General features: G+C 48.0%; 16 protein-coding genes and 1 pseudogene. 15 read left to right on the top strand and 2 right to left on the bottom strand.

Annotation, left to right across the window (positions count from 1 at the left end):
• Positions 1-20 precede the first annotated feature (20 nt).
• From MSMTP_RS03685 to MSMTP_RS03645, 9 genes are all read left to right on the top strand, one after another.
• Positions 21-782: an AAA family ATPase gene (locus tag MSMTP_RS03685; RefSeq protein ID WP_048177875.1), complete on the top strand. Its 762-nt coding sequence runs from the start codon at positions 21-23 to the stop codon at positions 780-782.
• A gap of 183 nt (positions 783-965) precedes the next feature.
• On the top strand, positions 966-2,273 hold the full coding sequence (gene cdhD / locus MSMTP_RS03680) for a CO dehydrogenase/acetyl-CoA synthase subunit delta (RefSeq protein ID WP_048177874.1): 1,308 nt from the start codon (positions 966-968) through the stop codon (positions 2,271-2,273).
• A gap of 3 nt (positions 2,274-2,276) precedes the next feature.
• Positions 2,277-3,686 (top strand): acetyl-CoA decarbonylase/synthase complex subunit gamma, encoded by a 1,410-nt coding sequence (gene acsC / locus MSMTP_RS03675; protein ID WP_048177873.1) that lies wholly within the window; start codon positions 2,277-2,279, stop codon positions 3,684-3,686.
• Positions 3,687-4,110: 424 nt separating this feature from the next.
• Positions 4,111-5,148 carry a 60S ribosomal export protein NMD3 gene (locus MSMTP_RS03670; protein ID WP_048177872.1) on the top strand — a complete coding sequence of 346 codons (1,038 nt, stop codon included), beginning with the start codon at positions 4,111-4,113 and terminating at the stop codon, positions 5,146-5,148.
• 142 nt (positions 5,149-5,290) lie between these two features.
• Positions 5,291-6,487 (top strand): ATP-grasp domain-containing protein, encoded by a 1,197-nt coding sequence (locus MSMTP_RS03665; protein WP_048177871.1) that lies wholly within the window; start codon positions 5,291-5,293, stop codon positions 6,485-6,487.
• Between the two features lie 123 nt (positions 6,488-6,610).
• Entirely contained in the window at positions 6,611-7,105 is a 495-nt protein-coding gene (locus tag MSMTP_RS03660; protein WP_048182614.1) for a transcription factor, read from the top strand.
• Positions 7,106-7,120: 15 nt separating this feature from the next.
• Positions 7,121-7,633, top strand: coding sequence for a TIGR00295 family protein (locus MSMTP_RS03655; protein WP_048177870.1), 513 nt, complete (start codon positions 7,121-7,123; stop codon positions 7,631-7,633).
• 476 nt (positions 7,634-8,109) lie between these two features.
• A complete protein-coding gene (psmB, locus tag MSMTP_RS03650) occupies positions 8,110-8,742 on the top strand; it encodes an archaeal proteasome endopeptidase complex subunit beta (protein ID WP_048177869.1) in 633 nt (210 codons plus the stop codon).
• Between the two features lie 118 nt (positions 8,743-8,860).
• On the top strand, positions 8,861-10,774 hold the full coding sequence (locus tag MSMTP_RS03645; RefSeq protein ID WP_048177868.1) for a beta-CASP ribonuclease aCPSF1: 1,914 nt from the start codon (positions 8,861-8,863) through the stop codon (positions 10,772-10,774).
• Positions 10,775-10,971: 197 nt separating this feature from the next.
• On the opposite strand, the gene MSMTP_RS03640 is transcribed toward MSMTP_RS03645, so the two are convergent.
• The gene (locus tag MSMTP_RS03640; RefSeq protein ID WP_048177867.1) at positions 10,972-11,628 is read right to left on the bottom strand and encodes an HAD family phosphatase; all 657 of its coding nucleotides are present in this window, start codon (positions 11,626-11,628) and stop codon (positions 10,972-10,974) included.
• Between the two features lie 861 nt (positions 11,629-12,489).
• On the opposite strand from MSMTP_RS03640, the gene ftsZ reads away from it, so the two are divergent.
• The 3 genes from ftsZ to MSMTP_RS03625 all read left to right on the top strand — a co-directional run bounded on the left by ftsZ (position 12,490) and on the right by MSMTP_RS03625 (position 16,143).
• On the top strand, positions 12,490-13,668 hold the full coding sequence (gene ftsZ / locus MSMTP_RS03635; protein ID WP_048177866.1) for a cell division protein FtsZ: 1,179 nt from the start codon (positions 12,490-12,492) through the stop codon (positions 13,666-13,668).
• Positions 13,669-13,855: 187 nt separating this feature from the next.
• A complete protein-coding gene (locus MSMTP_RS03630) occupies positions 13,856-15,337 on the top strand; it encodes a dihydropteroate synthase-like protein (protein ID WP_048177865.1) in 1,482 nt (493 codons plus the stop codon).
• Between the two features lie 347 nt (positions 15,338-15,684).
• A complete protein-coding gene (locus MSMTP_RS03625; protein ID WP_048177864.1) occupies positions 15,685-16,143 on the top strand; it encodes a hypothetical protein in 459 nt (152 codons plus the stop codon).
• 579 nt (positions 16,144-16,722) lie between these two features.
• On the opposite strand, the gene MSMTP_RS03620 is transcribed toward MSMTP_RS03625, so the two are convergent.
• On the bottom strand, positions 16,723-18,756 hold the full coding sequence (locus MSMTP_RS03620) for a sodium-translocating pyrophosphatase (RefSeq protein ID WP_048177863.1): 2,034 nt from the start codon (positions 18,754-18,756) through the stop codon (positions 16,723-16,725).
• Positions 18,757-19,688: 932 nt separating this feature from the next.
• Between MSMTP_RS03620 and MSMTP_RS03615 the strand changes: the two are divergent.
• The 3 genes and pseudogenes from MSMTP_RS03615 (at position 19,689) to MSMTP_RS03605 (ending at position 25,598) form a co-directional block, all read left to right on the top strand.
• Positions 19,689-21,726, top strand: a pseudogene (locus MSMTP_RS03615) (sodium-translocating pyrophosphatase).
• Between the two features lie 1,189 nt (positions 21,727-22,915).
• Positions 22,916-24,199 (top strand): RNA-guided endonuclease IscB, encoded by a 1,284-nt coding sequence (iscB, locus tag MSMTP_RS03610; RefSeq protein ID WP_048177862.1) that lies wholly within the window; start codon positions 22,916-22,918, stop codon positions 24,197-24,199.
• 193 nt (positions 24,200-24,392) lie between these two features.
• Positions 24,393-25,598: an MFS transporter gene (locus tag MSMTP_RS03605; protein WP_048177861.1), complete on the top strand. Its 1,206-nt coding sequence runs from the start codon at positions 24,393-24,395 to the stop codon at positions 25,596-25,598.
• Positions 25,599-25,639 lie beyond the last annotated feature (41 nt).

The following is a 25,639-nucleotide window of genomic DNA, read 5'->3' as shown; positions in this document are numbered from 1 at the left end:
CAATTCAAAAGAGGTATTCTGTGACAAAAGTTATTGCAATAACGGGAAAAGGCGGGACAGGTAAAACAGCGGTAGCGGCTCTTTTGATCCGCTACCTTTCTAAAAATGACAACTTTTTACTTGCAGTTGACGCAGATGCGGATACGAACCTGCCAGAAACCCTGGGATGTGAGGTAATAAAGACCATCGGGGACGCAAAGGAGGCACTCCAGGAGGAGATTACAAAGCCGAAACCTGACCACCCCGACATGAATAAGGAATCGATACTCCAGAGTAAGATCTACGAGATTATTGAAGAGATGCCGGGTTACGACCTCCTGGTCATGGGCAGGCCCGAAGGTGCAGGCTGCTACTGTTATGTGAACAACCTGCTTCGGGGCATCATGGACAAACTTGTTGTCAACTATGATGTGGTGGTCATTGACACGGAAGCCGGACTCGAGCACTTCAGCCGGAAGATCATCCGGAACGTCGATAACCTGATAGTGGTGACAGACGCCTCAAGAAGGGGTTTCAGGACTGCTGAAAGGATTCATGAACTTGTGGATGAACTGGAATCAAATATTAGCAATATACATGTTATTGCAAACAAGGTCACAGATGCCAACCGCGATAAGATCGAAAAACTTGCCGGGGATCTAAAACTTGACCTTATAGGCATGGTCCCCCTTGACCCGAAAGTCGAGGAGCTGGACATAGGGGGCATCCCCCTCTCCGAACTCCCAGAGGATTCGGTTGCAGTGATTGAAATCGAAAAAATTGCAAAGAAACTGGGGTTCTAACCCTGGTTTCAAACAATTTTACGAACCTGTGGAACGCTGCAGGATGAAATGGGGGTTCCGAGAATACAGGACCCTATGGCATGTAACTGAGATTTAAGCGGATCTTTATAGTCCATAAAAAACGCATCACATTAATTCAGTCACTCATAAAAACGGATAATCAACTGAAACGGTGAGGTTTACATGGCAAAGAAGATGAAATTAACTGACATTACAGACATGTTCGCGGGCATGGACGTAGAAGCCCTCGAAGGTGTTACTATTGAAGGGGACATTGAACTTGACCTGGGAGGTCTTGGCGGTGGCTTTGACCCGATGCTCGCTGCAGCCCTGGGACAGGAGAGTGCAGTACTTGCCCAGCACTTCGCAAGAATTGCAGGTATGTTCGGCTACCCCGTAGGTATCGGAGCAGGAGCTCCTGCCCCGGCCGCTGCCCTTGCTGCCCCGAAGTTTAAGGATCTTATCCCTGCCAAATTCGACGTTGCAAACATGGCAGATTGGGCAACCCCAATACAGGAAGTCAGGATAGGTAACACATCAGCAGACGGTGGAAGCCGTGGAAAGGCAGTGCACGTTGGTGGCGAGAAGGCCCTTCCGTTCTACTTCGACGCTGAGATGCCTAACAGGAACCAGGTTACAATCGACGTATTCGACATGCGAATCGGCCTTGCAAAGGCTGTCAAGCAGAACTACGACGAAGTCATGGACAGCCCTGGAGAATGGGCAAAGAAGAACGTTGAACAGTTCAACGCCGACATGATCACAATCCACCTGATTTCAACCGACCCGCTCATCAAGGACACACCCGCCAAGGAAGCAGCCAAGGTTGTAGAAGAAGTCCTGCAGGCAGTTGACGTGCCAATCGCGATCGGTGGATCCGGGAACCCGCAGAAGGACCCAGAAGTCCTCGCAAAAGCAGCAGAAGTTGCAGAAGGCGAGCGCTGCCTCCTTGCATCTGCAAGCCTGAACCTGGACTATGCAGCAATCGCAGAGGCCGCATTAAAGTACGACCACGATGTGCTTTCATGGACACAGCTGGACATGAACTCCCAGAAGGAACTGAACAGGAAGCTCATGAAGCAGTGCAACGTGCCCAGGGAAAGGATAATCATGGACCCGACCACTGCAGCCCTCGGATATGGTCTCGACTACGCTTACACCAACATGGAGCGCATCAGGCTTGCAGCCCTCCTCGGTGACGACGAACTGACCTTCCCAATGTCCTCAGGTACCACCAACGCATGGGGTGCCCGTGAGTCCTGGATGGTTGGATCTCCACTAAAGGAAGACTCCGACTGGGGACCGAGAGAATACAGAGGTCCGATCTGGGAGATTGTCACTGGTCTGTCCCTTGCCCTTGCAGGAAACGATCTCTTCATGATGATGCACCCGACATCGGTTGCTTTCCTGAAGAAGGCCACGCAGACCCTATTCGGTTCGATAGATGCAGAGCCTGTTGACATTTCCAACTGGATCGCAGCGGAGGTGTAAACAATGAAAATAAACAGCCCATTACAAGCCTACAAGTACCTGCCCCAGACAAACTGTGGAGAATGTGGGGAACCCACCTGTATGGCCTTTGCATCAAAGCTGATCGACAGGTCCGGTAAGACTGCAGATTGCCCACCCCTGGTTAAGGAAAAGAAGTTCGCAAAGAAGCTTGCAGAACTAGAAGGGCTCCTTGCTCCCGAAATCCGTGAAGTGATCATCGGTGTAGGCGAGAAAGCAGCAAAGATCGGTGGGGACGATGTCCTGTACCGCCACAAGCTCACTTTCTTCAACAAGACAAAGATGTTCTTCGATGTGGCAGACAACATGGAAGAAGCTGCCCTTGTGGAGAGAGTGAAGCAGATTGCTGACTTCAGGAAGTTCTATGTAGGAAACTACCTCCTCCTCGACGGTGTGGCAGTAAGGGCAGCCTCCGGAGACCCCGCAAAGTTCGCAGCAGCCGTCAAGAAGGTAGCAGAGACAACAGATCTCCCCTTAATCCTATGTTCCTTCGATCCTGCAGTCCTCAAAGCAGGCCTTGAAGTAGTAAAGGACAAGAACCCGCTGCTCTACGCCGCAAACAAGGACAACTGGAAGGAAGTAGGAGAACTTGCCCTTGAGTACAAGGTGCCTGTGGTAGTTTCTGCCCTCAATGACCTTGATGCCCTCAAGACCCTCGCAAAGACCTTAGCCGAGGCAGGCATTCAGGACATTGTCCTTGACCCCGGAACCGTTCCGGTAGGCAAGGGCCTGAAGGACACATTCACCAACTTCCTGAAGATCAGGAGAGCAGGAATCGATGGGGACGTCGAGATTGCATACCCGATACTGGCCCTTCCGTTCACAGCCTGGATGGCAGGAATCGAGGACCCTGTCAGTGCCTCGTACTGGGAAACCGTGATGGCTTCAATGTTCACCATCAGATACGGCGACATAATGATCCTACACAGCATGGAGCCATATGCCGTCCTGCCTGAGATGCACCTGGTAGACACCATCTACACTGACCCAAGAACCCCTGTAGCCGTTGACGGTGCCATGTACCAGGTAGGAAGCCCGACAGTAGATTCCCCGGTGTTCTTCACCACAAACTTCGCCCTTACCTACTATACGGTAGAGAGCGACATTGCATCCAACGGAATAGACTGCTGGCTGCTTGCAGTTGACACCGACGGTATCGGCGTGGAAGCTGCCGTTGCCGGTGGCCAGCTGACCTCAGACAAGGTAAAGGACGCCTTTGACAAGGCCGGCTTCGACCTTAAAAAGGACGTAAACCACAACACCCTTATCGTTCCGGGTCTTTCCGCCCGCCTCCAGGGTGACATTGAGGACTCCCTCGGTGCAAACGTCATGGTAGGCCCAATGGACTCCGGCCGTATCCCCGGCTGGATGGAGAAGAACTGGCCTCCCAAATAAATACGAATGTGAACAAAATACAACAGCGTCCGTGTCACTCTGACACGGATACTTTTTCTATTTTTAGAGTGTTATTCAGTTACGAAAGAACGTTTCGGAGGGGCTAACCCCCGATTTCAAATCCAAAAAACAACAAAAACGAACCTCCGTTTTTTACATAACAATTTCCGGACAAAGTTCCGGTTCCGGACAAAGTTTTCCTTGTCGTGCAAAGAAACCTTCCGCGCAGGGAATGGCTCATGCAAAGGGACTTTACAAAAAGCGGGGCGTAAGGGGTTAGGAGAAAGCCACGGTTTAGTCGTGAGAGTGGTCACTCCTTACAGTTAAATAGTATAACCGTACTTAGACTGGTGGATCGTTCAGGTTCTCGTATAGCCTTATTTCCCGAACGAAAAGCCAAAAGACATTTTAGCAAGGATTACAGATGAATTACATAATATGCCCGAAATGCGGCAGAGAATGTGAGAAACTCCTTGATTCCGTTTGCAGGGACTGCTTCTTTGAAAACTTCAAACTTATCGAACTTCCCCTGGTCATAAGCCTGAGGATCTGTTCCCGCTGCGGTGCGTACTTTCACAAAAGCCGCTGGGAAGATTTCGGCAAACTGGAAGAAGTGGTGGAAAAAGACGTAGAAGACGCCCTCTTAATCCATGCGGAAGCAGAGGATATTGAAATCTACCTTGAACCCAGGCAGCTTACGCCTTACATATATATTGTGAGGGTGGAGGTCGATGCCCTGGTAAGGGGAGAAAACGTACATGCCGAAGCCGAAACCGAGGTAAGGGTCCGCAGGGAAGCCTGCGACATGTGCAGCAGGGAAGCCGGCGGGTACTTTGAAGCAATTATTCAGGTCAGGGCAACAGGGAGACTTCCCACCGAAGAGGAGAAGAGGCGTTCCGTTGCAATAGCAAGGGAAACCATGCAGCAGATGAAGAAAAAAGGAGACCGCCTTGCCTTCATCACCGACACCCAGGAACTCAAAGAAGGGGCAGACCTTTACATGGGTTCCATGAACGCCAGCAAACAGGTCTGCCGGCTCATTGTCTCGGAAATGGGGGGCAGCTATTCCGAATCCCCGAGCCTCGTGGGAATGAAAGACGGAAAAAACGTCTACCGAATAACATATTCCATGCGCCTGCCCGAGTTTAGGTCCGGGGACATAATAAGGTACAGGGAAAAAGTAATCGAGATCAAGAATTCCGGGAAAAGGATTAACGGCATATATCTGGAAGACGGGTCCCGCTTCACAATCCCCGCGGAGGAACTGAAAGGTGCTGAAAAGGTGGCACATATCAACGATGCGGTCATGACCGTGCTGGTCTCCATCGAAGAACACGCAATCCTGGTGCTTGACCCCAGGACCTATGAAACCGTTGCCATAAAAAAACCGGTTTCCTTCAGTGCCAGAGCCGGGAGCGAGATCCCGGTCCTGAAGACCCTGTACGGGCTTTTTGCCCTGTAAGGCCACGACTTTCCTCAGAAAAAAGAAAGACAGGAAAAACGAAAGACCTAAAATGAGATCCGGAAAAAATAAAATAGGGGAAACGAACCCCTGAACAAAAATCCGGAAAAATAAGAGGAAAGGGAAAGGGAAAAGGAAAAACATGCAGAATATCCTGATTATCGGCTTTGACACCCGCAACATTGTATGTTCCGCAAAAAGGGCAGGGCATACTGTCTGCTCCATTGACGCCTTCAGGGACCATGACCTCCGAAAATGTACATACGCTTCGGCCCTGCTTGAGTGCAGGGACCCGAGAGAGCTTCGGAAACTTGACCCTGCCCGCATCCTGGAACAGATGGAAGGCTTCGGCCTGGATTTCGATGCTGTGGTCCCGGGATCAGGGCTTGAATACCTGGACTGCCGGAATTTCCCCTGCCCCGTGCTTGCCAGCCCCCCCGAAGCCGTAAAAGAAGCCTCTGACAAGCGGCGCCTGGCAAAAAGGCTTGAAACCCTGGGGATCCCACATCCTGCATGCTATTCCCCGGAAGAGACCGATGCAATCGAATTTCCGGTAATGCTCAAGCCTGCGGCAGGAGGGGGAGGAATATTTAACAGGGTTGCCAAAAACCGGGAAGAATTCCGGGCTGTGCTCGAGGAGTTCTCACTTCTGGACCCGACAGGAGAAACGGACATAATGGTTCAGGAATTCCTTGAAGGTACCCCGTCAAGCGTCTCCTTACTTGCAACGGAAAAAGAAGCCTTGTCCCTCGCCGTAAACGAACAGCTTATCGGGACCCTCTGGCTTTCGAGGATGCCTTTTGCCTACTGCGGGAACGTTACCCCTTTCAGGACGGAACATGCAGGGGAAATGGAAAAACTGGCAGAAGAACTGATGCTCGAATTCAGGCTCCTGGGTTCGAACGGCGTGGATTTCCTGCTTACGGAAAAAGGGCCGGTAGTGCTTGAAATAAACCCCAGGTTCCAGGGTAGCCTGGATACGGTTGAAAGAGCCACGGACCTGAACCTTTTCGAAGCCCATGTAAACTGTTTCCGCGGGGAGATTCCGGAAAAACCCTCAACAAAACGTTTTGCTGCCAGGGGAGTTCTCTATTCGGATCGAGAACTTTTTATAGACCGGACACTCATGGACGTCATCCTCGGGGAAGAAAGTGCGGACATCCCCTGCTCGGGATCCGTTACCGGGCCTGACGAGCCGTTGACATCTCTCTTCGCATGTGCCCCAACCGGGGAAGAAGCCCTGCACTCCCTTAAAGAGGGGGCAGAGAGAATAAAAGCTTTTATTGACAGAGAAATGGAAAAACAGGGGGAGTACCTGAGCCCTGCCGGGAAGACCTGAAGCAGGGGTATGCTTCTGCATGCCGAGATATCTCGGGCTGAGGAAAGCTCCGGAAAAGTATCCGGAATGTAAACTTTAATACTGGGATGTCCCATTCTTATAAGGATTCACGAGGTGAACATGTTGATCGACTTAAAAGATAAGGTTATTCGAGGGTACCTTATGAGCCTTGTAGGGGAAGAAGGGCTCAAGATGATTGAGAACATGCCCGAAGGCGAAGTTACGGACGAAGAAATTGCGGAAAAAAGCGGGGTTTTGCTAAATACGGTAAGAAGAACTCTATTCATACTTTACGAGAACAAATTTGCAATAGTTGCAAGGGAGCGGGATTCCAACAGCGGTTGGCTTACATACCTCTGGCACCTCAACTTTTCGGACATCGAACACCAGCTGATGAGGGAAAAGAAAAAGCTGATGAGAAACCTGAAAACCCGCCTTGATTTTGAAGAAGGCAACGTATTTTATGTCTGCCCCCAGAGCTGTGTTCGCCTCCTCTTTGACGAAGCCACGGAAACCGAGTTTCTCTGTCCGATGTGCGGAGAAGACCTTGTTTACTATGACAACAGCGTCTTCGTAGAAGCCCTTAGAAAACGCCTGGAGGCCCTGAGTTCCGCCTGAAAGGAGTCTCGAGTATTGATCTCAAGAACAAGAGCTATCAGGATACTCGAAAAGGCAGGTTGTTCCCCAAAAGTAATAGAACACTGCAAGACAGTAGCTTTACTGGCTGTTGAAATCGCAGAGAAAATCAGGGCAAACGGAAAGGAAGTGGACATCCGGCTGGTGGAAGCAGGAGCCCTGATGCACGATCTTGGGCGTTGCAGAACACACGGAATTTCTCATGCTGTTGAAGGATTCGAGCTGGCCAGGGAACTGGGACTTGACCCGAAAATTGCAGAGATCATAAAAAGGCATATCGGAGCCGGGATTTCAGAGGAGGAAGCAGAAGAGATAGGGCTTCCAGCCTATGATTATTTCCCCCGGAGCCTGGAAGAAAAGATCGTCGCCCATGCAGACAACCTTGTCGGGGGCACGAGAAGGATAACGATTGAAGAAAGGGTCGGCAGAATGCAGAAAAAGCATATCGGCAAAGAAGTGACCCAGAGAGTTGAAAAACTCGCAGAAGAAATAGAGGAAATTTCCTGCTAATTAAAGCGCACCTGCATGGAACGTTTTTATGAGACGGTTGAATCTCTGCGAAAAGGTTCTATAAGAAGGTTGTATCAAACGGTTCTGCGGAAAGGTCCTATAAAACGGTTGTGTCAAACGGTTCTAAAACGGACCTATGAAAATACACTTCTAAAAAGTTTCTTTGCCGGAAGGGCCTTTAAAGGAAACTGCAGGTTGCATTTGTGAGACTGCATTTGTGAAACGAAAAAGAATCCCATAGAATTTTTCGGAAGCAGCCTCTTGAAGATACATTAAAAAACTATTATTAAAAAAATCAGAGGAAAAGTTATATATATCGAAATTAATAATGAGATAATGGGTTGCTAAATCTTGCAGTTCAAACTAAGAATTGAATTGCCGAATCCTGCAATTCAAGCTAAAAATGCTCACCTCAACCAAAACATTTTTTTTAGCAACATTTTCTCATTTTAAAGTTTAATTATGAGGGTATGTTTATGGATAATGAGAAATATCTGAAGGGCACAACTACCGTAGGAGTAGTATGTACCGACGGGATAGTGCTCGCAAGCGAGCAGAGAGCCACAATGGGGAACTTCATTGCAAGTAAAACTGCAAAGAAAGTTTACCAGATAGACGACCTGGTTGGGATGACAACTGCCGGTTCTGTCGGCGACGCCCAGCAGCTGGTTCGGCTTATCAGTGTGGAGTCGAAACTCTATAAGATGCGCAGGAACGAATCAATGACAATCAAAGGGATCACCACTTTGATGTCCAACTTACTTAGTGCAAACCGCTATTACCCACTGATGGTTCAGCTCCTTATCGGAGGCATGGACAAGAATGGCCCTTCCATTTATTCCCTGGACCCGCTGGGAGGAAGCATTGAAGAGACAAAGATCTCAGCCACAGGTTCCGGTTCACCCATGGCTTACGGCGTCCTTGAAGACCACTACAGGGAAGACATGACAGTAGAAGAAGGGCTTGACCTTGCAGTCCGGGCGATCCACAACTCAATGAAAAGGGACTCCGCTTCCGGAGAAAACGTTGATGCGGTTGTAATCACAAAGGAGACATTCACAAGGCTGGATCCGGAAGCTATAAAGGCCAAGAGGGCATTATTCAACTAACAAAAAAATTAAACTGTTGGTTGTTTATTTTAAAATATAAACTAACATCTTTTTACCAATACAATTTTTTTCCATCATTTTACATTTTTTGATTTTTTGACAAAAAGGAAGATTTTTAATGCCTATTGAAGACGTGCTATTAGACCTCAAAAAGAAAATTGAGAGAAATCTGCCGGCAGGAGTTACGATAACCGACGTCGAATTCGAGGGCCCCCAGCTCGTACTTTATACAGAAGAACCCCGCAAATTCGCTGACGACGGAAATATCATCCGCAACCTGGCAAAGGAACTCCGGACACGCATTGCCATGCGCCCGGACCCGAGGGTGCTTGCAACTCCCGAAGACTCTATTTCTATCATCGAAGAAGTTGTTCCAAAGGAATCCGTAATCTCAAGTTACTACTTTGATCCTGACTCCGGAGAAGTGATTATAGAAGCCGAAAAGCCGGGACTTGTCATCGGAAAACACGGCGCAACTCTCCGTGAGATCACAAAACAGATCGGGTGGATCCCCAAGGTCGCCAGGACCCCACCTATTAAATCCAGAACTGTTAAAAACATAAGGGAGTTCATGAGGAACAACCTCAAGGAAAGGAAGGAAATCCTGAAAACCGTGGGGAGGAAGATCCACAGGGAGTGTACCTCAAAAGACCAGTGGGTCAGGGTCACCACACTAGGGGGATGCAAAGAAGTCGGAAGGAGCTGTTTCCTTCTCTCAACCCCGGAGTCCAGGGTCCTGATTGACTGCGGAGTCAACGTAGGTTCCGACGAGAACATGACCCCTTACCTCTATGTCCCGGAAGTTTTTCCCCTTAACCAGATCGATGCTGTGATAGTAACTCACGCCCACCTGGACCACCAGGGCCTGGTCCCGTTGCTTTTCAAGTACGGTTATGAGGGGCCTGTTTACTGTACCCCTCCCACCAGGGACCTGATGGTGCTGCTCCAGCTTGACTACATCGACGTGGCAGCAAAAGAAGGGAAGAAGATCCCCTACGAATCAGCGATGATCACAAAGACCCTCAAACACACCCTCCCCCTGGACTACGAAGAGGTTACGGACATTGCCCCGGACATCAAACTGACCTTCCACAACGCAGGCCACATTCTGGGCTCAGCAATTTCCCACTTCCATATTGGGGACGGGCTCCACAATGTGGTCTTCACCGGGGACTACAAGTACGAAAAGACCAGGCTCTTTGACCCTGCAGTCAACAGGTTCCCCAGGGTTGAGACCGTCATTTCGGAAGCCACATACGGGAATGCAAACGCCTTCCAGCCAGCTCTCCGGGACTCTGAAAAGAACCTCCAGCGGATTGTTAAGGAAACCATTGAGAGAGGAGGGCTTGTCCTGATTCCGGCTTTTGCGGTAGGACGCAGCCAGGAAGTCATGATCGTGCTCGAGGAGTCCATAAGGAAAGGAATCATCCCCAATATCCCTGTCTACCTGGACGGGATGATCTGGGAAGCCACTGCGATCCATGCTACCCACCCCGAATACCTTAACAACGACCTGAGGAAACTGATCTTCCAGAAGGGCCAGAACCCCTTCCTTGCAGAGTGTTTCAAGCCCGTGGATTCCCACGATATGCGCCAGAAGATCATCCAGAACCCGCACCCCTGCGTTATCCTCTCCACCTCCGGTATGATGAACGGCGGGCCGGTTATGGAATACTTCAGGAATTTTGCAGGCGACGCCCGCAATACCCTTGTGTTTGTAGGGTACCAGGCTGACGGGACAACCGGGCGCCGGATCCAGAAAGGCTGGAAGGAAATCCCCATGACCGGAAAGAACGGAAGCACCGAAATCCTCAAAATGAACATGGAAGTGCAGGTCGTGGACGGCTTTTCCGGACACTCGGACAGAAGACAGCTCATGGACTACATCAAGAAAATGCAGCCCCGTCCCGAAAGGGTCTTCACCGAACACGGGGAAGAAAAGGCCTGTATCGACCTTGCAAGCTCGATTTACAAGAAACTGAAGATCGAGACAAGGGCACTTACAAACCTTGAAACCGTAAGGCTGCTGTGACCTCCCCCGGGAGAGTCACCCCTTTTCTATTTCTTTTTTTCTTTTTCCATAAAAACAGAATGTTTTACAAAGAAAACGTGTTCAGGGTATGAATAAGAACTGTTTTTAAAGTTAGTAGAACTATTTTCAAAGCTATTCAAGCTGTTTTTAAGAAATTTGATCTGTTTTAAAAACTGTTAGAGCTGTTTTAAAAGAGATTAGATAGAAGGAGAAGAGCCCAGGCTCAGCAGGTGCTCCATGAGTTCCCTGTGACCACCTACCACCAGGTCAGCCCGGTCCAGCTGCTCAAAATCGACATATGTGGGGACTCCGATGCAGTAAATGTCCGCCCTCTTTGCTGATTCCACCCCAAAAATAGCATTTTCGATTACCAGGCATTCTTCTTTCCTGACCTGCAGGAGTTCGACAGCTTTCAGGAAGGGATCCGGATGGGGCTTTGCATAGATAACATCATCTCCCGTGACCACGGCATCGAAGACCCCCGGAAAAAGCTGGTTCAAGATTCCGTTAACTATCAGCCTGTCCGAGCCTGAGACCACTGAGAGGAGGTAGCGGCTTTTCAGGGTTTCAAGGCACTCTTTCATCCCATCGAAAGCCTTTAGCTCAAAGATCTTTCCAAACTCCTGACGGTAGATTGCGGTGATTTCTTCAAAATCAAAAGCTTCAGGGTCTTCCCCTGCACATCTGATAAGCAGGGGCAACCCGGTGTTAGGGTTTGAACCTTCGATTGCATAGATATCTTCATCCCGGATTTCCATGCCCATTTCCAGAAAAGCTCTTTTCCAGGCAGCCGCGTGAAAGGGCATTGAATCCACAAGGACGCCATCCATATCAAAAATTAACGCTTTTAACACTATTTTAGCCTCATTGAGAAGGTTTGATAAAGTAGGAATAGTTTTCAGGTTTTAAAGCTTTCCCAGATTATTATTTGAATTGTTATGCGTGAACTACCCCCTGCCAGCTACAGCTGTCGAGAAAGGGAGAGGACTTTAGGATATAATTTAGAAGAAAGAGGAATAATAAAAGGGGAAAGTTGAGCCATAAAGAATTGTACCTGTACGTTATATTTTGAGAAATATTTTAATTAAGTTATACAACTTCCCATAAAAAAATTAAAAGATTGCCTTCAAATTTTTGGCAGGTACCACAAAACATATAAATTTAAGGATTCTATTTAAATACTAACAATATCAACGATTTCATCGAATTTGAAATTCGGGACTTAAATGTCCCGGGATTTGAACAAAAATAGAATTAGTAGTATATATACCAAATAAAAAAACGTAAAAAAAATATAAACAAACAAACAAACAAAAAATTTGCCCTGACATATCAGGACAGAGAAATTTTCCTCAGAGATGAGATATTCCGTGGAAGATTTCGACAATCGCATATAAGGTTTTCGGCACCGTTCAGGTTAATGTTATCCGCAAATCCCTGGATTCGGGATGGGAAAAGGAAACACATATAAAATTTATGGGTGACATATATAAACTTGATATACAATTTAAGTATAATCCTTAAATAGGTCCAAAATATTTAAGATCAGTTGAGTAACAGCCTTTTAAAGATGACGTATAGAAATATTTATAGATGTTTCATTAGTTGTCTCTCAAAATTCACTCAATAGTATTCCAAAATAAGTGACCTCCTGAACATAGGGTGGGGAGTTGAAGGAACACAATTATTAAAAAATATCCAGCCGAGGGGATGAATTGCAATCTATAGTACAGGAAGCAATGAAATATACTGAAAAAGAGAAGGAATTCCGGAAAAAAGCGGCATCAGATGAAGATTTTGAAGAATTCGGCCAGCCGAGGATCATGATCATAGGCTGCGGGGGTGCCGGGAACAACACCATAAACCGACTCTACAATATCGGGATTGAAGGTGCGGAAACCGTCTGCATCAACACTGACAAGCAGCATCTGGACAACGTGAGGGCTGACAAGAAGATCCTGGTGGGAAAAACCCTCACAAGGGGTCTGGGAGCCGGCGGGTACCCCGAAACCGGGAAGAAAGCCGCCGAACTTGCAAGAGGCACTCTTGAAGAAGTATTAAAAGACGCTGACCTTGTATTCGTTACCGCAGGCCTCGGGGGAGGTACCGGGACCGGTGTTGCCCCTGTAGTCGCAGAAGTCGCAAAAGAGCAGGGAGCCATCGTAGTAGGCATGGTCTCCAGCCCCTTCAGGGTTGAGAGAGCCCGCACTGTCAAAGCAGAGGAAGGACTTGAAGAATTCCGCCGGGCAGCGGACACTGTGATCGTCCTGGACAACAACAGGCTGCTCAACTACGTGCCCAACCTGCCAATCGACCAGGCCTTCTCAGTCATGGACCAGCTCATTTCCGAAACCGTAAAAGGCATAACCGAAACTATCACCGTGCCTTCCCTGATAAACCTTGACTACGCCGACATCAGGACCATCATGAGCTGCGGCGGGGTTGCCGTAATGCTCGTGGGCGAGTCCAAGAGCCAGGACAAGAGCACGGAAGTAGTGCGGACTGCCCTGAACCACCCTCTGCTTGACGTCGATTACAAGGGTGCAAGCGGGAGCCTGGTGCATGTGACCGGAGGGCCGGACCTGAGCCTGAAGGAAGCAGAAGAAATCGCCTCCATGCTCACCTACGAACTTTCATCCAACGCCAATGTCATCTGGGGCGCAAGAATCAGGGACGATTACGAGGGCAAGGTCCGTGTTATGGCAATCATGACCGGCGTCCAGTCAGCCCAGATCCTCGGTCCACAGGCAGGTGCCGGCATCCTGGAACCCCAGAGCGAAGCCGAAGCCTTCCGGGCAAAAAGGTTAGGAAGAGTGAACCAGGACTCCAGAGGGGGAGAAATGGGTGAAATAAGGAAAAAGAACGACAATTCGATCATTGACTTCATAAACTAAAACAGGTTCAGGCAAAAGCCCGGAAACTCTGCTTCGGGTCCGGGAGGGCCCAATCCCTGCGACAATGCAAGAGTAAAACGCAAAAGAGCCGGGAAAACTCTTTCGAGCAGAGGAAGCAGCTGCAAGCAGGAGTACGGGTTTTTCCTGAATAGATACTCTTTTTAATTAGCGGTTCTATGTAAAAAACATGGATACTTTAATTGCAACCGGGAGGCTTGCAGAAAATACCGTGAGGAAAGCGGTCGGGAAAAAAGCCGACATCCTTGTTGTTGACATAGATATCGCCGCCTTCATCACTCCTAAAAAACTATTAAAAGCCTTTCAGGAAGCGAATTTTTCAAAAAAAATCGAGCTGATCCTGGTACCGGGACTGGTTGCAGGAGACTTTTCAAAAGTTTCGGAAGAACTCGGATGCAAAATCCGGCTCGGCCCAAAGCACGCCTATGACCTGGGTTTCGTGCTCCCCTTTGCCGGGAAAGTGGAGTTTTCTAAAACCATTCCTGCCTGTGAACTCCTTGCAGACGTGCGGAGGGAAATGGCCCTGAAGCTCGTAAAGGAAGCCGAAGAAAATGCCCACCCCCTTCTGGCCCTTAGGGAAGTAAAACTCGGAGGTGGAGCTCGCATGAAGGTTATGGGAGAAATTGTAGGAGCTGCCGAGCTTGACCCCGGAACCCTTGAGAGGAGAATCGAAGCTTTTATCGCCCGGGGTGCGGACATCATCGACCTTGGAGCTTCCCTGAACACCGAGCCCGGGCAGGTAGGCAGGACGGTCGCCCTGGCAAAAGCCCGGACAGGAGTCCCAATTAGCGTCGACACCCTCGACCCCGTACTTATCAAAGAAGGAATCGAAGCCGGGGCTGACCTGGTCCTGAGCCTGAACGGGACGAACATGGACAGCGCAGGGCCCACTGTGGCAAAAGCCGGAGCATCTGCAGTGGTAATTCCGGATGAAGGAGAGAGCCTGGAAAGCCTTGTCCGGAACATCAAAGCAGCCCGCAGGCTCGGAATTGAAAAAATAATTGCAGACCCTGTCCTTGACCCAATAGGGCACAACATCACGGAGTCAATTGTCCGCTACAGGGAATTCCACAGAGACTATCCGGAAATCCCCGTATTCTTCGGAGTGGGAAACGTAACAGAGCTAATGGACGTGGACACCATAGGCGTCAACGCCGCCCTCTGCGGGATCGGAGCCGAAGTAGGGGCAAGTATCCTCTTTACCCCAGAATTCAGTGACAAAGCCCAGGGTTCCATAGAAGAGCTGAAAAGGGCTTCCGAAATGATGCAACTTGCAAAAACAAGGGAAAGCTCCCCCAAGGATCTGGGGCTCGACCTCCTCCGGATCAAAGAAAAACGCAGGCGTCCGGACGGCTTCCTGCCCGAAAATGCAGTTAAGGCAAAGGCTTCGAAAAACTGGCGCTTGGACCCTGCAGGCCCCATCCGAATCTGGATCATGCCAGACAGGGTTCGCGGAAACGGCGGGCTTATCGTGGCTGAACATGAAAAAACCTCAGTGGCAGGAGAAAGCGCAAGAGAAGTCATGGACACCCTGCTCGAGCTCGAACTGATCTCCCGCCTCGACCACGCAGCCTATCTGGGACGAGAGCTCGAAAGGGCGGAACTGGCGCTTCGCTTTAACAGGAGCTACGCCCAGGACGACGAGTTCTGAGCCAAAAAGCAGGAGATATTTACTGACATAATCAACAGAGAATTCCGGAAAAAAATCCGCACATATTCCGGAAAAGTTCCGAAAATATTCCAAAAAAGTTCCACAGAGAATCCGAAAAGGTTTTAATCGACACAGCCCCCGGCAGGAACTTCCCCCATACCGGAAAAACGGGACAAAACATAATACGTTCAAACAGGACCTTTGACATTCAAACACGGCCTTCAAACAGGACATCTGACATCCAAACACGACCTTCAAACAGGATCTCTGAAATTCAAACACGACCTTCAAACAGGATCTCTGAAATTCAAACATGGACAAAATGAAACATTTCAGGTGTGAAGAAAATGAAACTCGAATGCGAAGACAAGCAGGAAATCTTTGAAATCGTGGCAGCCCGCTATTTCAAGACACAAAACTGGAAATGGGTAAACCTGAGAACGGAAATTAACAAAATATTCAAAGCTTACGAGGAACTGAACGAACAGTACGCCTCCTATTCCTACGTGAGCCGGGACTGGTACGTGGAAAACATGGGCTCCAAGAACATCCACATGTGCAGTACCTGGGAAGAACTGAAAAATCTGGTCGCTTTCCTGAATACCCATGCCGAAGTCTTTAACTTCCTGGTTAACACGGGAAGCAGGAAATCTTTCTGCATCGTAAGCGACTCAAAAGACCTGACCGAACCCCAGGCAATGGCAATCAAAGAAATCCAGAAACTGGGCTATAACGCCTTTGTCTTCCTGGCCACGGTCCCGGACGAAATAGAATTCCAGCTGCTCCAGGTAAAGGGCGTGAACTGACCGCACGCCCCTTAAAAAAAGGACCTTCGGAGAAAGCCGAAGCCGGTTCATTACACCCAATTATTTTGTACAAAGAAGCGCCGTCTCACCCGAGAGCAGGAGATATAGAGAAAGCGAGGGAAATCAGGGGTTAACCCCGACCCACCACATCCAGACCCCCAACCCCAGATACTTTCAGGATCAAGCAAAAACTCACGAAACGATAATTTTAACCGCTTGCCCCCAGAAATAATATTTTTCATCGGATGCCCGGGACCCTGTAGTTCTACCTTTTTGTCAACTACCCTACCCATCTGATAGAATTAATTTGCCTTCGGGCAGATTTTGGCTATAATTTTTTTGATTGGTCTCGGAATTTAAGCGAATGATATCGGGAAATCTCCGAACATCGGGGAATGAAATCAAGAAAAAACCGAGTGTCGGGGAATACCATCGAGAAAAATCCGAGATAGAAGAATTGCATCAAAAAATCAGAACAAGGAGAATAGAGGCAGAAAAATCCAAACACCAGGGAAAGAACATCAATCAGGACAAATCTTGAAAAAATAAAAAAAATAAAAAAGGGAAAAAAAGGGGAAATTACAGGATAAACAGGGGTGCAAATACAACAGCCACAATTGTCATGAGCTTAATGAGGATGTTGATTGCAGGACCTGCCGTGTCCTTGAAAGGATCTCCCACAGTATCGCCGGTGACACCTGCCATGTGGGCACCGGAACCTTTTCCGCCGTAGTTTCCTAGTTCAATATACTTCTTTGCGTTGTCCCATGCGCCGCCGGCGTTGGACATCGTGATTGCAAGCATGAAACCTGAAACCACCGAACCTGCAAGAAGTCCGCCAAGTGCGCCGGGGCCAAGTACAAGTCCGACTAAAAGCGGGGCTACAACGGCCAGCACACCGGGTGCTATCATCTCTTTCAGGGCAGAGTGGGTTGAGATTGCAATACATTTCTCGTAATCAGGTTCAGCTTTTCCTTCCATCAGACCTGCGATCTCTTTAAACTGCCTCCTCACTTCAACTACGACCTCACCTGCAGCTTTTCCGACTGCCAGGATAGTCATAGAGGAGAAAAGGTACGGAAGCATCGCACCGATAGTAAGCCCGATAAACACACTGGAGTCCATAACATCAATGGAGTCGAGACCCACTGCAATCCCATATGAGGAGAAGAGGGCAAGTGCGGTAAGAGCTGCCGATCCAATTGCAAAACCTTTCCCGATAGCTGCAGTGGTGTTTCCTACTGCATCAAGGGTATCGGTGATCTCACGGACTTCTTCTTTCTGGTGGGACATCTCCGCAATACCGCCTGCGTTATCTGCTACAGGACCATATGCATCGACTGAGAGGGAGATACCGAGGGTTGCGAGCATCCCCACGGCTGCAATAGCTATGCCGTAGAGACCGGAGAGCTGGAATGCAATATAGATTGTAATAGAGATAATGATTACAGGCCATAGAGTTGATTCCATTCCCTTTGAAAAACCTGTGATGATGTTTGTAGCTGAGCCGGTTTCACAGGAATTTGCAATCATAAGAGTTGGCTTCCGTTCATATGATGTGTAGTACTCGGTGATCTGCCCGATGAGGAAACCTGAGAGAAGTCCTGCGACCGTTGCAAAGAAGACATTCAGTCCGTATTCCCCGAGAAGCATATCCGTAACGAAGTATGATGCAATGACTGCAATAGCGATTGCGGAGATCAAGCCGGCATTAAACGCCCTGTGGATTGCGGAAGATTCTGTCTTGTTTGTACGGACAAAAAAAGTACCGACGATGGATGCAAGAATTCCAAGGGCCGAAATTAGCAAAGGCACCAGAATAACGTTCTCAACCGCGATTCCGGGGAAAGTAGTTGCTGCTGTTGCGGCTGCAAGAAGCATTGTTGCAAGGATTGAACCGACATATGATTCGTAAAGGTCGGCACCCATTCCGGCAATGTCCCCGACGTTATCTCCGACATTGTCAGCGATTACAGCCGGGTTTCTCGGGTCGTCTTCGGGAATTCCGGCTTCGACCTTTCCGACAAGGTCTGCCCCGACATCAGCAGCTTTGGTAAATATTCCACCACCGACACGGGCAAAGAGAGCAATGGATGAAGCTCCGAGTGAAAAGCCTGCCAAAATGTTCACAGCGGTTAAGGTGTCCAGGTCCGTAAAAACACTTGTGATGAATATGAATAAAGAAGACAGTCCGAAAAGACCGAGACCTACGACACTCATTCCCATAACAGTACCCGATGCAAATGAAACCTTAAATGCCGGACCAATACCCTTTGTAGCAGCATTTGTGGTCCTCCCATTCGCACTGGTAGCTGTAAACATCCCTATATATCCGGCTGTCGCGGAAAGCACTGCACCAAGGACAAAACATAACGCAGTGAGGGAGCCATTTGGCAAAATTAACGCGATTACAATTGCAAGTATAACGACAAAAACAGTGATTGCACGGTATTGCCTGTTAAGGTAGACCATGGCCCCACCGTGAATTGACGCGGTTATTTTTTTGATTAGATCGTTGCCTTCGCCTTCTTTTTGGACATTTTTGTAGGACACACCTGCAAAAACCAGACCAATTAGGGCACATATTGGTGCAAGGTAAATTAACATATCCATAAGTTCAACCATCCTGCCGGAGAACTACATAAAAAGTACATTTGGGTTTTTAACACTCCGAAATAGTTAATGTAGTATTGAATTGAGTCTTGGTATATAAATTCATATTCGTTTTTCTGATTGAAAATCCGAGGAAGCTGTCAATTTCAGTTCCTCATGACACTTAATATTTCACCATGAGCACAGACGTAGTTACAATTATCTTATTTATATCTTATCTTGGGATCATTATCCAAATATTTTTATAAATTACTGTTGTGTTTTTCTATTTTGTTTACCGTTTGGACACGGGATAAATTTCCAGAGGATGAACGCAGGGTGGAGAACCTTAACCCGACCCCTATGACAAGAATACGGTAACTTGTTACCTATTTGATAGTATATAAAAATATCTAGAACGGGAGAGATATAAAAAGTGAAACTCTTTTACCTAATAACCGTTTTGGACCTATTCTCAACCCCCTGCACCCAACTCCCGTATACATTTAGACAAACAAAAGCGCCAAAAAAATTAGTGAAAAATATTCAATGAACCCGGATTTAACAACCCGGGAATAAATATCGTAGTCACCCGAAGTTCAGCTCAATAAAAAAATAATAATTAATGAATATTAATTAAAAAAAGGATTGGATTAGCCTTTGACCTGATAGCTGATACAAAAGAATATATAAAAAATGACTATTTACGCAATGAATCTGAAGTGAGGCTCAGACACTTAAAGACAATACAAAAGTGGCATACAGATTAATAAAAATAATACTAAACTGCCACTTAGATTAATTATAATATTAAACTGATAAATGTATGAAATAATAATTGAATTAATACGAAAAAAGGAGAGGGAAATTAAAGCTAAAGGATAGGAGCTTTAGAGAGGATGAAAGAAATATAAAAAGTAAAAGAATATCATAAACCAAAGGACAGGAAATTTATGGAAGGTTTAATATTTATTGCTCCTTTAGCAGGTTTCATAAGTCTGGTCTTCGCCGCTTTTTTCGCAAAAGGCGTCCTGAAGGAAGATGCCGGCAGCAAGAGAATACAGGAGATAGCCGGAGCAATTCAGGAAGGGGCCATGGCTTCCTGAACCGCCAGTACAAAACGATCGCAGTGGTTTCGATCATTCTCGCGTTCTTAATTCTCTTTTTGCTTGATGACGGCATGAAAATAGCAGTCGGATTTCTTGCAGGAGCTATAAGTTCGGCTGCTGCAGGATATATCGGGATGAGTGTATCGGTCAGGGCAAACGTCCGGACCGCTCATGCCGCCTCAACAAGACTTGAAAAGGCAATGTCCGTTGCGTTCCGCGGGGGGCTGTGACAGGACTTGCAGTTGTAGGACTTGCACTACTCGGTACAAGCAGCTTTTACACCCTTTACGGGGATGTGAACCTGGTCGTAGGGTTCGGTTTCGGAGCCAGCCTTATCAGCCTCTTTGAAAGAGTTGGAGGAGGGATCTTCATGAAAGCCGCAGACGTGGGTGCGGACCTCGTGGGCAAGATCGAAGCCGGGATTCCCGAAGACGACCCGAGGAATGCCGGAGTCATTGCCGACAACGTAGGGGACAACGTGGGGGACAACGTGGGGGACAACGTGGGGGACTGTGCAGGAATGGGGGCAGAACTCTTTGAAACCTACGTGGTGACAGCCCTGGCGGCCATGCTGCTCGGATCTCTTATCATCAACACTTTCGAAAATGCAATTCTCTACCCCCTCATGCTGGGTTCGGTCGCAATCTTTGCATCCATCATTTCCGTCTTCTTCGTAAAGATAGGAAAGGACGGGGATATCATGCGGGCTCTTTACAAGGGGGTAGGCGGTTCTGCCCTGATCTGCCTGCTTGCATTTTACTTAGTGACCGACGCCCTGATGGGAGACATAAGTCTGTACTATGCATCCCTCGTAGGGGTCGCGATCATGGTACTCATGGTAGTAATCACCGAGTACTACACCTACACCCGACACAGGCCCGTGGAAAGCATCGCAGCCGCATCCGAGACAGGGGCTGCGACCAACATGATCGCAGGATTGTCCATAGGCTTTGAAAGTACCCTCATGCCCACGGTAGTGATCGTAGTAGGAATCCTAGCTTCATACTTTGTCGTAGGAGGACCTGCAGACTCCAGCATAGGGCTTTACGGGATTGCCATTGCAGCCGTTGCAATGCTCTCCACCACAGGTATGATCGTTGCCCTGGACTCTTACGGCCCTATAACGGACAACGCAGGAGGGATCGCACAGATGGCGAAGCTTCCTGCCGACGTCAGGAAGGTTACGGATGACCTGGACGCAGTAGGCAATACCACAAAGGCAGTTACCAAAGGATATGCCATAGGTTCGGCTGCCCTGGGTGCACTTGCCCTTTTCGCAGATTACCGTATCAAGGTAAACCTCGGAGATCAGGCCCTGAGCCTTGATGACCCGGTAGTGCTTGTCGGGCTTTTCCTGGGAGCCCTGCTGCCCTTCGTGTTCAGCGCAGTTACTATGAGTGCTGTCGGAAAAGCAGCTTTTGAAGTTGTAAACGAAGTCCGCAGGCAGTTTAGGGAAATCCCCGGCATCATGGAAGGGACGAAAAAGCCCGAATACGGACACTGCGTCGATATCGTAACAAAGGCAGCACTCCATGAGATGGCAATGCCCGGCTTCCTGGCAGTGGCAGTACCCCTGCTCGTAGGAGTGGTCCTCGGCCCGAAAGCCCTTGCCGGATTCCTGATAGGAATCATTGCTGTAGGGCTCATGTTAGCCCTTATAATGGACAACGGCGGAGGAGCCTGGGACAACGCGAAAAAACTCATTGAAGACGGGGCACACGGCGGAAAAGGCTCGGAAGCTCACAAAGCTGCTGTTGTCGGAGACACCGTAGGTGACCCTTTCAAAGACACCTCAGGACCTGCCCTCAACGCCCTGATTAAAGTAGTAAACATGGCAGCAATCCTATTCTCCTCCCTGATAATCGGAGGAGGCTTCTTTTAAAGGTGAGAGGATAACGATTTCGAAAGATCCGGGCTCCGGCCCACCACCTCACCCCCCTTTTTACCCTGAAAAGCAAAAAGCAAAGAGCAAAGTCGAACAGCAGAGCGGTCATTATTTAACAGGGATCTTGTTGAAGAAATTTTGCCCTACAGTAGAACTTTTGGGACCGATTATTCTACAATATTTCAAAAAAAATTTCAAAAATATTTACCCGGGAATGATGCTGTCTACCCTACCCAGATGTGAAAAAGTAATCAGGATAAAGGGAAGAATGAGGTAAGGAATCTTATCAATACCACGGACATTGTGATACCTGCATTGCAATTAAATTGAGTGAGTTGTGATTTCAGGAAAGAAAAAATAACTAAAAAACAACCAGATAACTAAAAAACAACCGGATTCAAAAAAGAGTACCTTGAAATCGGTTTAACTTTAGCCAACCCAAAGTTTAACTTTCGTCAAACTTTAGTAAAGGGATTGTGAGCGGGTTGGGGAGTGGGGGGTCATATGGGGAGTGGGGGGTATGGTATGTGAAAAAAGTTTCCCGCTCACAATATATTCTATGCCGATTTATTGTATAAATAGCTATCCATTTTCTTCAAGTTATTATAATATAAAAAATATCATGAGCAAAACTGACAATAAAATCTACAATATTACAGATATATTTATTAGATGTGTTCGGATGAAAACGATTCCCATTCATGCCAAAAGTCAAACATGTACATAAACAGGAGGAGTTCAGCAGATTCATGATCACGCATCCGAAATAATCAAAAGTTTTGATTTATTATTATGGAGTTAAAATTTAGAAGAATGCATAAGTTCTTATTAATAATTACAAGTCAACTACCCCTCCCTAAAATCTCCGATTTTAGAGTAAGGGGCTTGCAAAAGCCCTGGTTGACCAGACCCCCGATTCGGAGCTTAGGAAAATCGGGAAACGATAGGAACGAATTTCATAGTTACCCTGAAATGCCGCCTCAGTTTCAGGCTCTAAGGATGCCGGTTAAACAGTCCTGGGAGGTAGGGACAGTGCTTGCATCATACAAACCGTTCCATATCAGATTGAGAGGAAGCCGGAAACCGGAATTGACTTGTTGCAGCTTCGCTGCAACACTTCCACTTCGCAAAGTGGAAGTCCACAATTCCGGATACGCATAACCCTATTCAATAGGAGCAATTACGAATGTTTGTATTCGTACTCAACACAGATGGAAACCCGCTCATGCCCACGAAACCGGCAAAAGCGAGGATCTTGCTCAAAACAGGAAAGGCAAAAGTGGTCCGAAACACGCCCTTCACAATCAAGTTACTTTTCGAAAGCATTAGCTGCACTCAACCCGTAACTGCCGGGATGGATACCGGCTCTAAGGTGGTGGGATGTGCCGCCATTGCTTCCGGAAAAGTGCTGTATCAGTCAGAAATCTACCTGAGAGAAGATGTTTCGAAAAAGATGGAGCAAAGGCGGATGTATCGGAGAAGCCGGAGAAGCCGGAAGACAAGGTACAGGCCAGCAAGGTTTGATAACCGGGGAAATTCGAGGAGAGAAGGAAGGTTAGCTCCTTCCATCAAAAGCAAACTCGAATCTCATTTCAGGGAAAAACGGTTTGTGGAATCCCTCCTTACGGTAACGAAGTGGAAGGTCGAACTTGCTTCCTTTGATATCCACAAAATCAAAAACCCGGAAGTTTCAGGGACAGGGTATCAGGAAGGGGACCTAAAAGGTTTCTACAATGTCAAGGCTTACGTTTTGCACAGGGACGGCTACACCTGCCAGCATTGCCGAGGAAAGTCAAAGGATTCCCGGCTACATTGCCATCACATCGTTTTCAGGTCAAAGCAGGGAACAGATTCTCCGGAAAACCTGATTACGCTCTGTGAAACCTGTCACGAAGCCCTGCATTCCGGGGAATTTGAGCTTTCAGGGAGAAGGTCAAACACGAAACATGCCACGGAAGTTGGCATTGTCAAGTCCCAAATCAAGAAATCCGGCTGGAATTTTGAGGAAGTGTTTGGGTACGAAACAAAGTTCCGGCGAGAACAGGTTTTAGGACTCGAAAAAAAGCATTATTTTGATGCGCTTGCTATCTGTTGTGGGGACAATCAGAAAGTAGAACCGGATGATACGATCTACTTCAAAAAACACGTTCCTGCGGGGGATTATCAGCAACGGAGGGGGAAAAGATCCGAGAAGAAAATACCTACCGGAAAGCTTTTTGGGCTCAGGAAATTCGATCTTGTAAAAACAGAAAAGGGGATCGGGTTCATTCGAGGCAAACGGTCAAGTGGGTATTTTTCGATCTCAGATCTCTTTGGAAACAAAATTTCAGATAGTGTCAATATTAAGAAAAAATATAGGAGACTGAGTGCGAGGAGTACTACCTTGGTTCAGATGGTACAGTTGACGCATTCCTCCCCCACCTGCCATTTCCGGCAAGCCGGAACTGCCGAGGAGGGAGTCTCCTGCTGAGGTAAGATGAAAAGATTAAAGGTGTCAGAAGTATTTTAATTAACTTTATATCCGTAAACCCAAATATCCGACGTATAACACTATAAAAGAAACACATTCAAGAATGGGCTGCTGAAGGGGGGCACAGTGAAAAACGAGAACAAAAAAGAGGAAGCGAAAGGATTATTTACCCTATCAACAGGGTGTGAGTGCCATGAACCCTGACAGGTTTTTGATATATACAACGGTTCTCACAATCATGGGGCTTTCAAATGCTGTAATCCCCATCCTCCCGGAACTTGCAGCTCAGGACCACAGTAGTTTCGGGGCGTTTGCTTCCAGCCTTCTCTTTTCAGCTTATTTCCTTGGAGCCCTCGCAACAATGCTCCCTTTCGGCATCCTGTCAGACAGGTTCGGAAACCTCAGGTTCATAGGGCTCGGTATCCTCCTTACAGCAGGTTCCGGCCTGATCATCCTGCTTTCCGAAAACCTCTGGGTCCTTCTGCTCGCAAGGTTTGTGGAAGGCTCGGCCTGCGGAGCGTTTTTCCCGGCAGCCTTTTCCACCCTTTCGGAATACCGGAACCCGGGCCGCTACATGGGAGAATTCACCTTTCTGCTCAACGCCGGCCTGGCCGCAGGCACCCTTTTCTCAGGACTGCTGGCCGAAACCCACCTGAAAGGAGCAATTTTTATCTTCACGTTCATGTCATTTCTCCTAATCCTGCTCATTCTACCCAGGAACCGGGAACTTAAAAGTCCGGGCCAGGCAGGAAAGAAAACCACGGAAAACAGATCCGTGGTAAACAGCACTACAGGAAACCGAAATACGGAGAAACGAAATACAGGAAACCGAAATACGGGAAACCGGCCGGATTCCTTTTCAGACCCCTTCAAAAGCGCCTTCGGGACACTTACTGCCGTTTTTCGGGGAAGGAATTCCAGAATACTGCTCCTTTCCATGCTCCTGAACGGAGGAATAGGGATTCTCATAGCCTACTACCCGGACTACAGTGCGAACTTCCTGACAAAAGCCCAGCTTGGAAGTTCCATTGCAAGCCTCTACATCTGTGCCATGATAACCTCACTCCTTATAGGCCGCTTTTCCATAGGGGAAAGAACCATGATAAGGATAGGGATTGCTTTTTCTGCACTTGGAGCCTTTCTTGCAATCCAGTACCCTTTCCCCGGCTTCTCCTGCCTGGGAGGAGGCTCGGGAATTGCCATTGTAGGGTTCTCCCTAGCCTTTGCCCGGATGGACATAGACAGAGGCCTTGCCATGGGGCTCTTTAACACCACAATCTATGCAGGGCTTTCCCTTGCCCCGATCACAGCAGGACTTTTTACAGGGGTCCTGAGCCTGGAAGAAATCTTCTTGGCGAACGGCTGCATCCTAACAGGGGCTTTTTTCCTGAAAGAATGAAAGGAAAATAGGATGAAGAAAGAAGAAAATAACAGTGAAAA

This window comes from Methanosarcina sp. MTP4, assembly GCF_000970045.1.
Taxonomy (GTDB): Archaea; Halobacteriota; Methanosarcinia; order Methanosarcinales; family Methanosarcinaceae; genus MTP4.
Note: the sequence above shows the minus strand (reverse complement) of the source record. Positions and strands in the feature narration are given on the sequence as shown.

Excerpts from the sequence above, each read along its gene's own strand:
- cdhD (WP_048177874.1), top strand. The coding sequence starts at position 966 with ATGGCAAAGAAGATGAAATTAACTGACATTACAGACATGTTCGCGGGC.
- acsC (WP_048177873.1), top strand. The coding sequence starts at position 2,277 with ATGAAAATAAACAGCCCATTACAAGCCTACAAGTACCTGCCCCAGACA.
- MSMTP_RS03670 (WP_048177872.1), top strand. The coding sequence starts at position 4,111 with ATGAATTACATAATATGCCCGAAATGCGGCAGAGAATGTGAGAAACTC.
- MSMTP_RS03665 (WP_048177871.1), top strand. The coding sequence starts at position 5,291 with ATGCAGAATATCCTGATTATCGGCTTTGACACCCGCAACATTGTATGT.
- psmB (WP_048177869.1), top strand. The coding sequence starts at position 8,110 with ATGGATAATGAGAAATATCTGAAGGGCACAACTACCGTAGGAGTAGTA.
- MSMTP_RS03645 (WP_048177868.1), top strand. The coding sequence starts at position 8,861 with ATGCCTATTGAAGACGTGCTATTAGACCTCAAAAAGAAAATTGAGAGA.
- MSMTP_RS03630 (WP_048177865.1), top strand. The coding sequence starts at position 13,856 with ATGGATACTTTAATTGCAACCGGGAGGCTTGCAGAAAATACCGTGAGG.
- MSMTP_RS03625 (WP_048177864.1), top strand. The coding sequence starts at position 15,685 with ATGAAACTCGAATGCGAAGACAAGCAGGAAATCTTTGAAATCGTGGCA.
- MSMTP_RS03620 (WP_048177863.1), bottom strand. The coding sequence starts at position 18,756 with ATGGATATGTTAATTTACCTTGCACCAATATGTGCCCTAATTGGTCTG.
- iscB (WP_048177862.1), top strand. The coding sequence starts at position 22,916 with ATGTTTGTATTCGTACTCAACACAGATGGAAACCCGCTCATGCCCACG.
- MSMTP_RS03605 (WP_048177861.1), top strand. The coding sequence starts at position 24,393 with ATGAACCCTGACAGGTTTTTGATATATACAACGGTTCTCACAATCATG.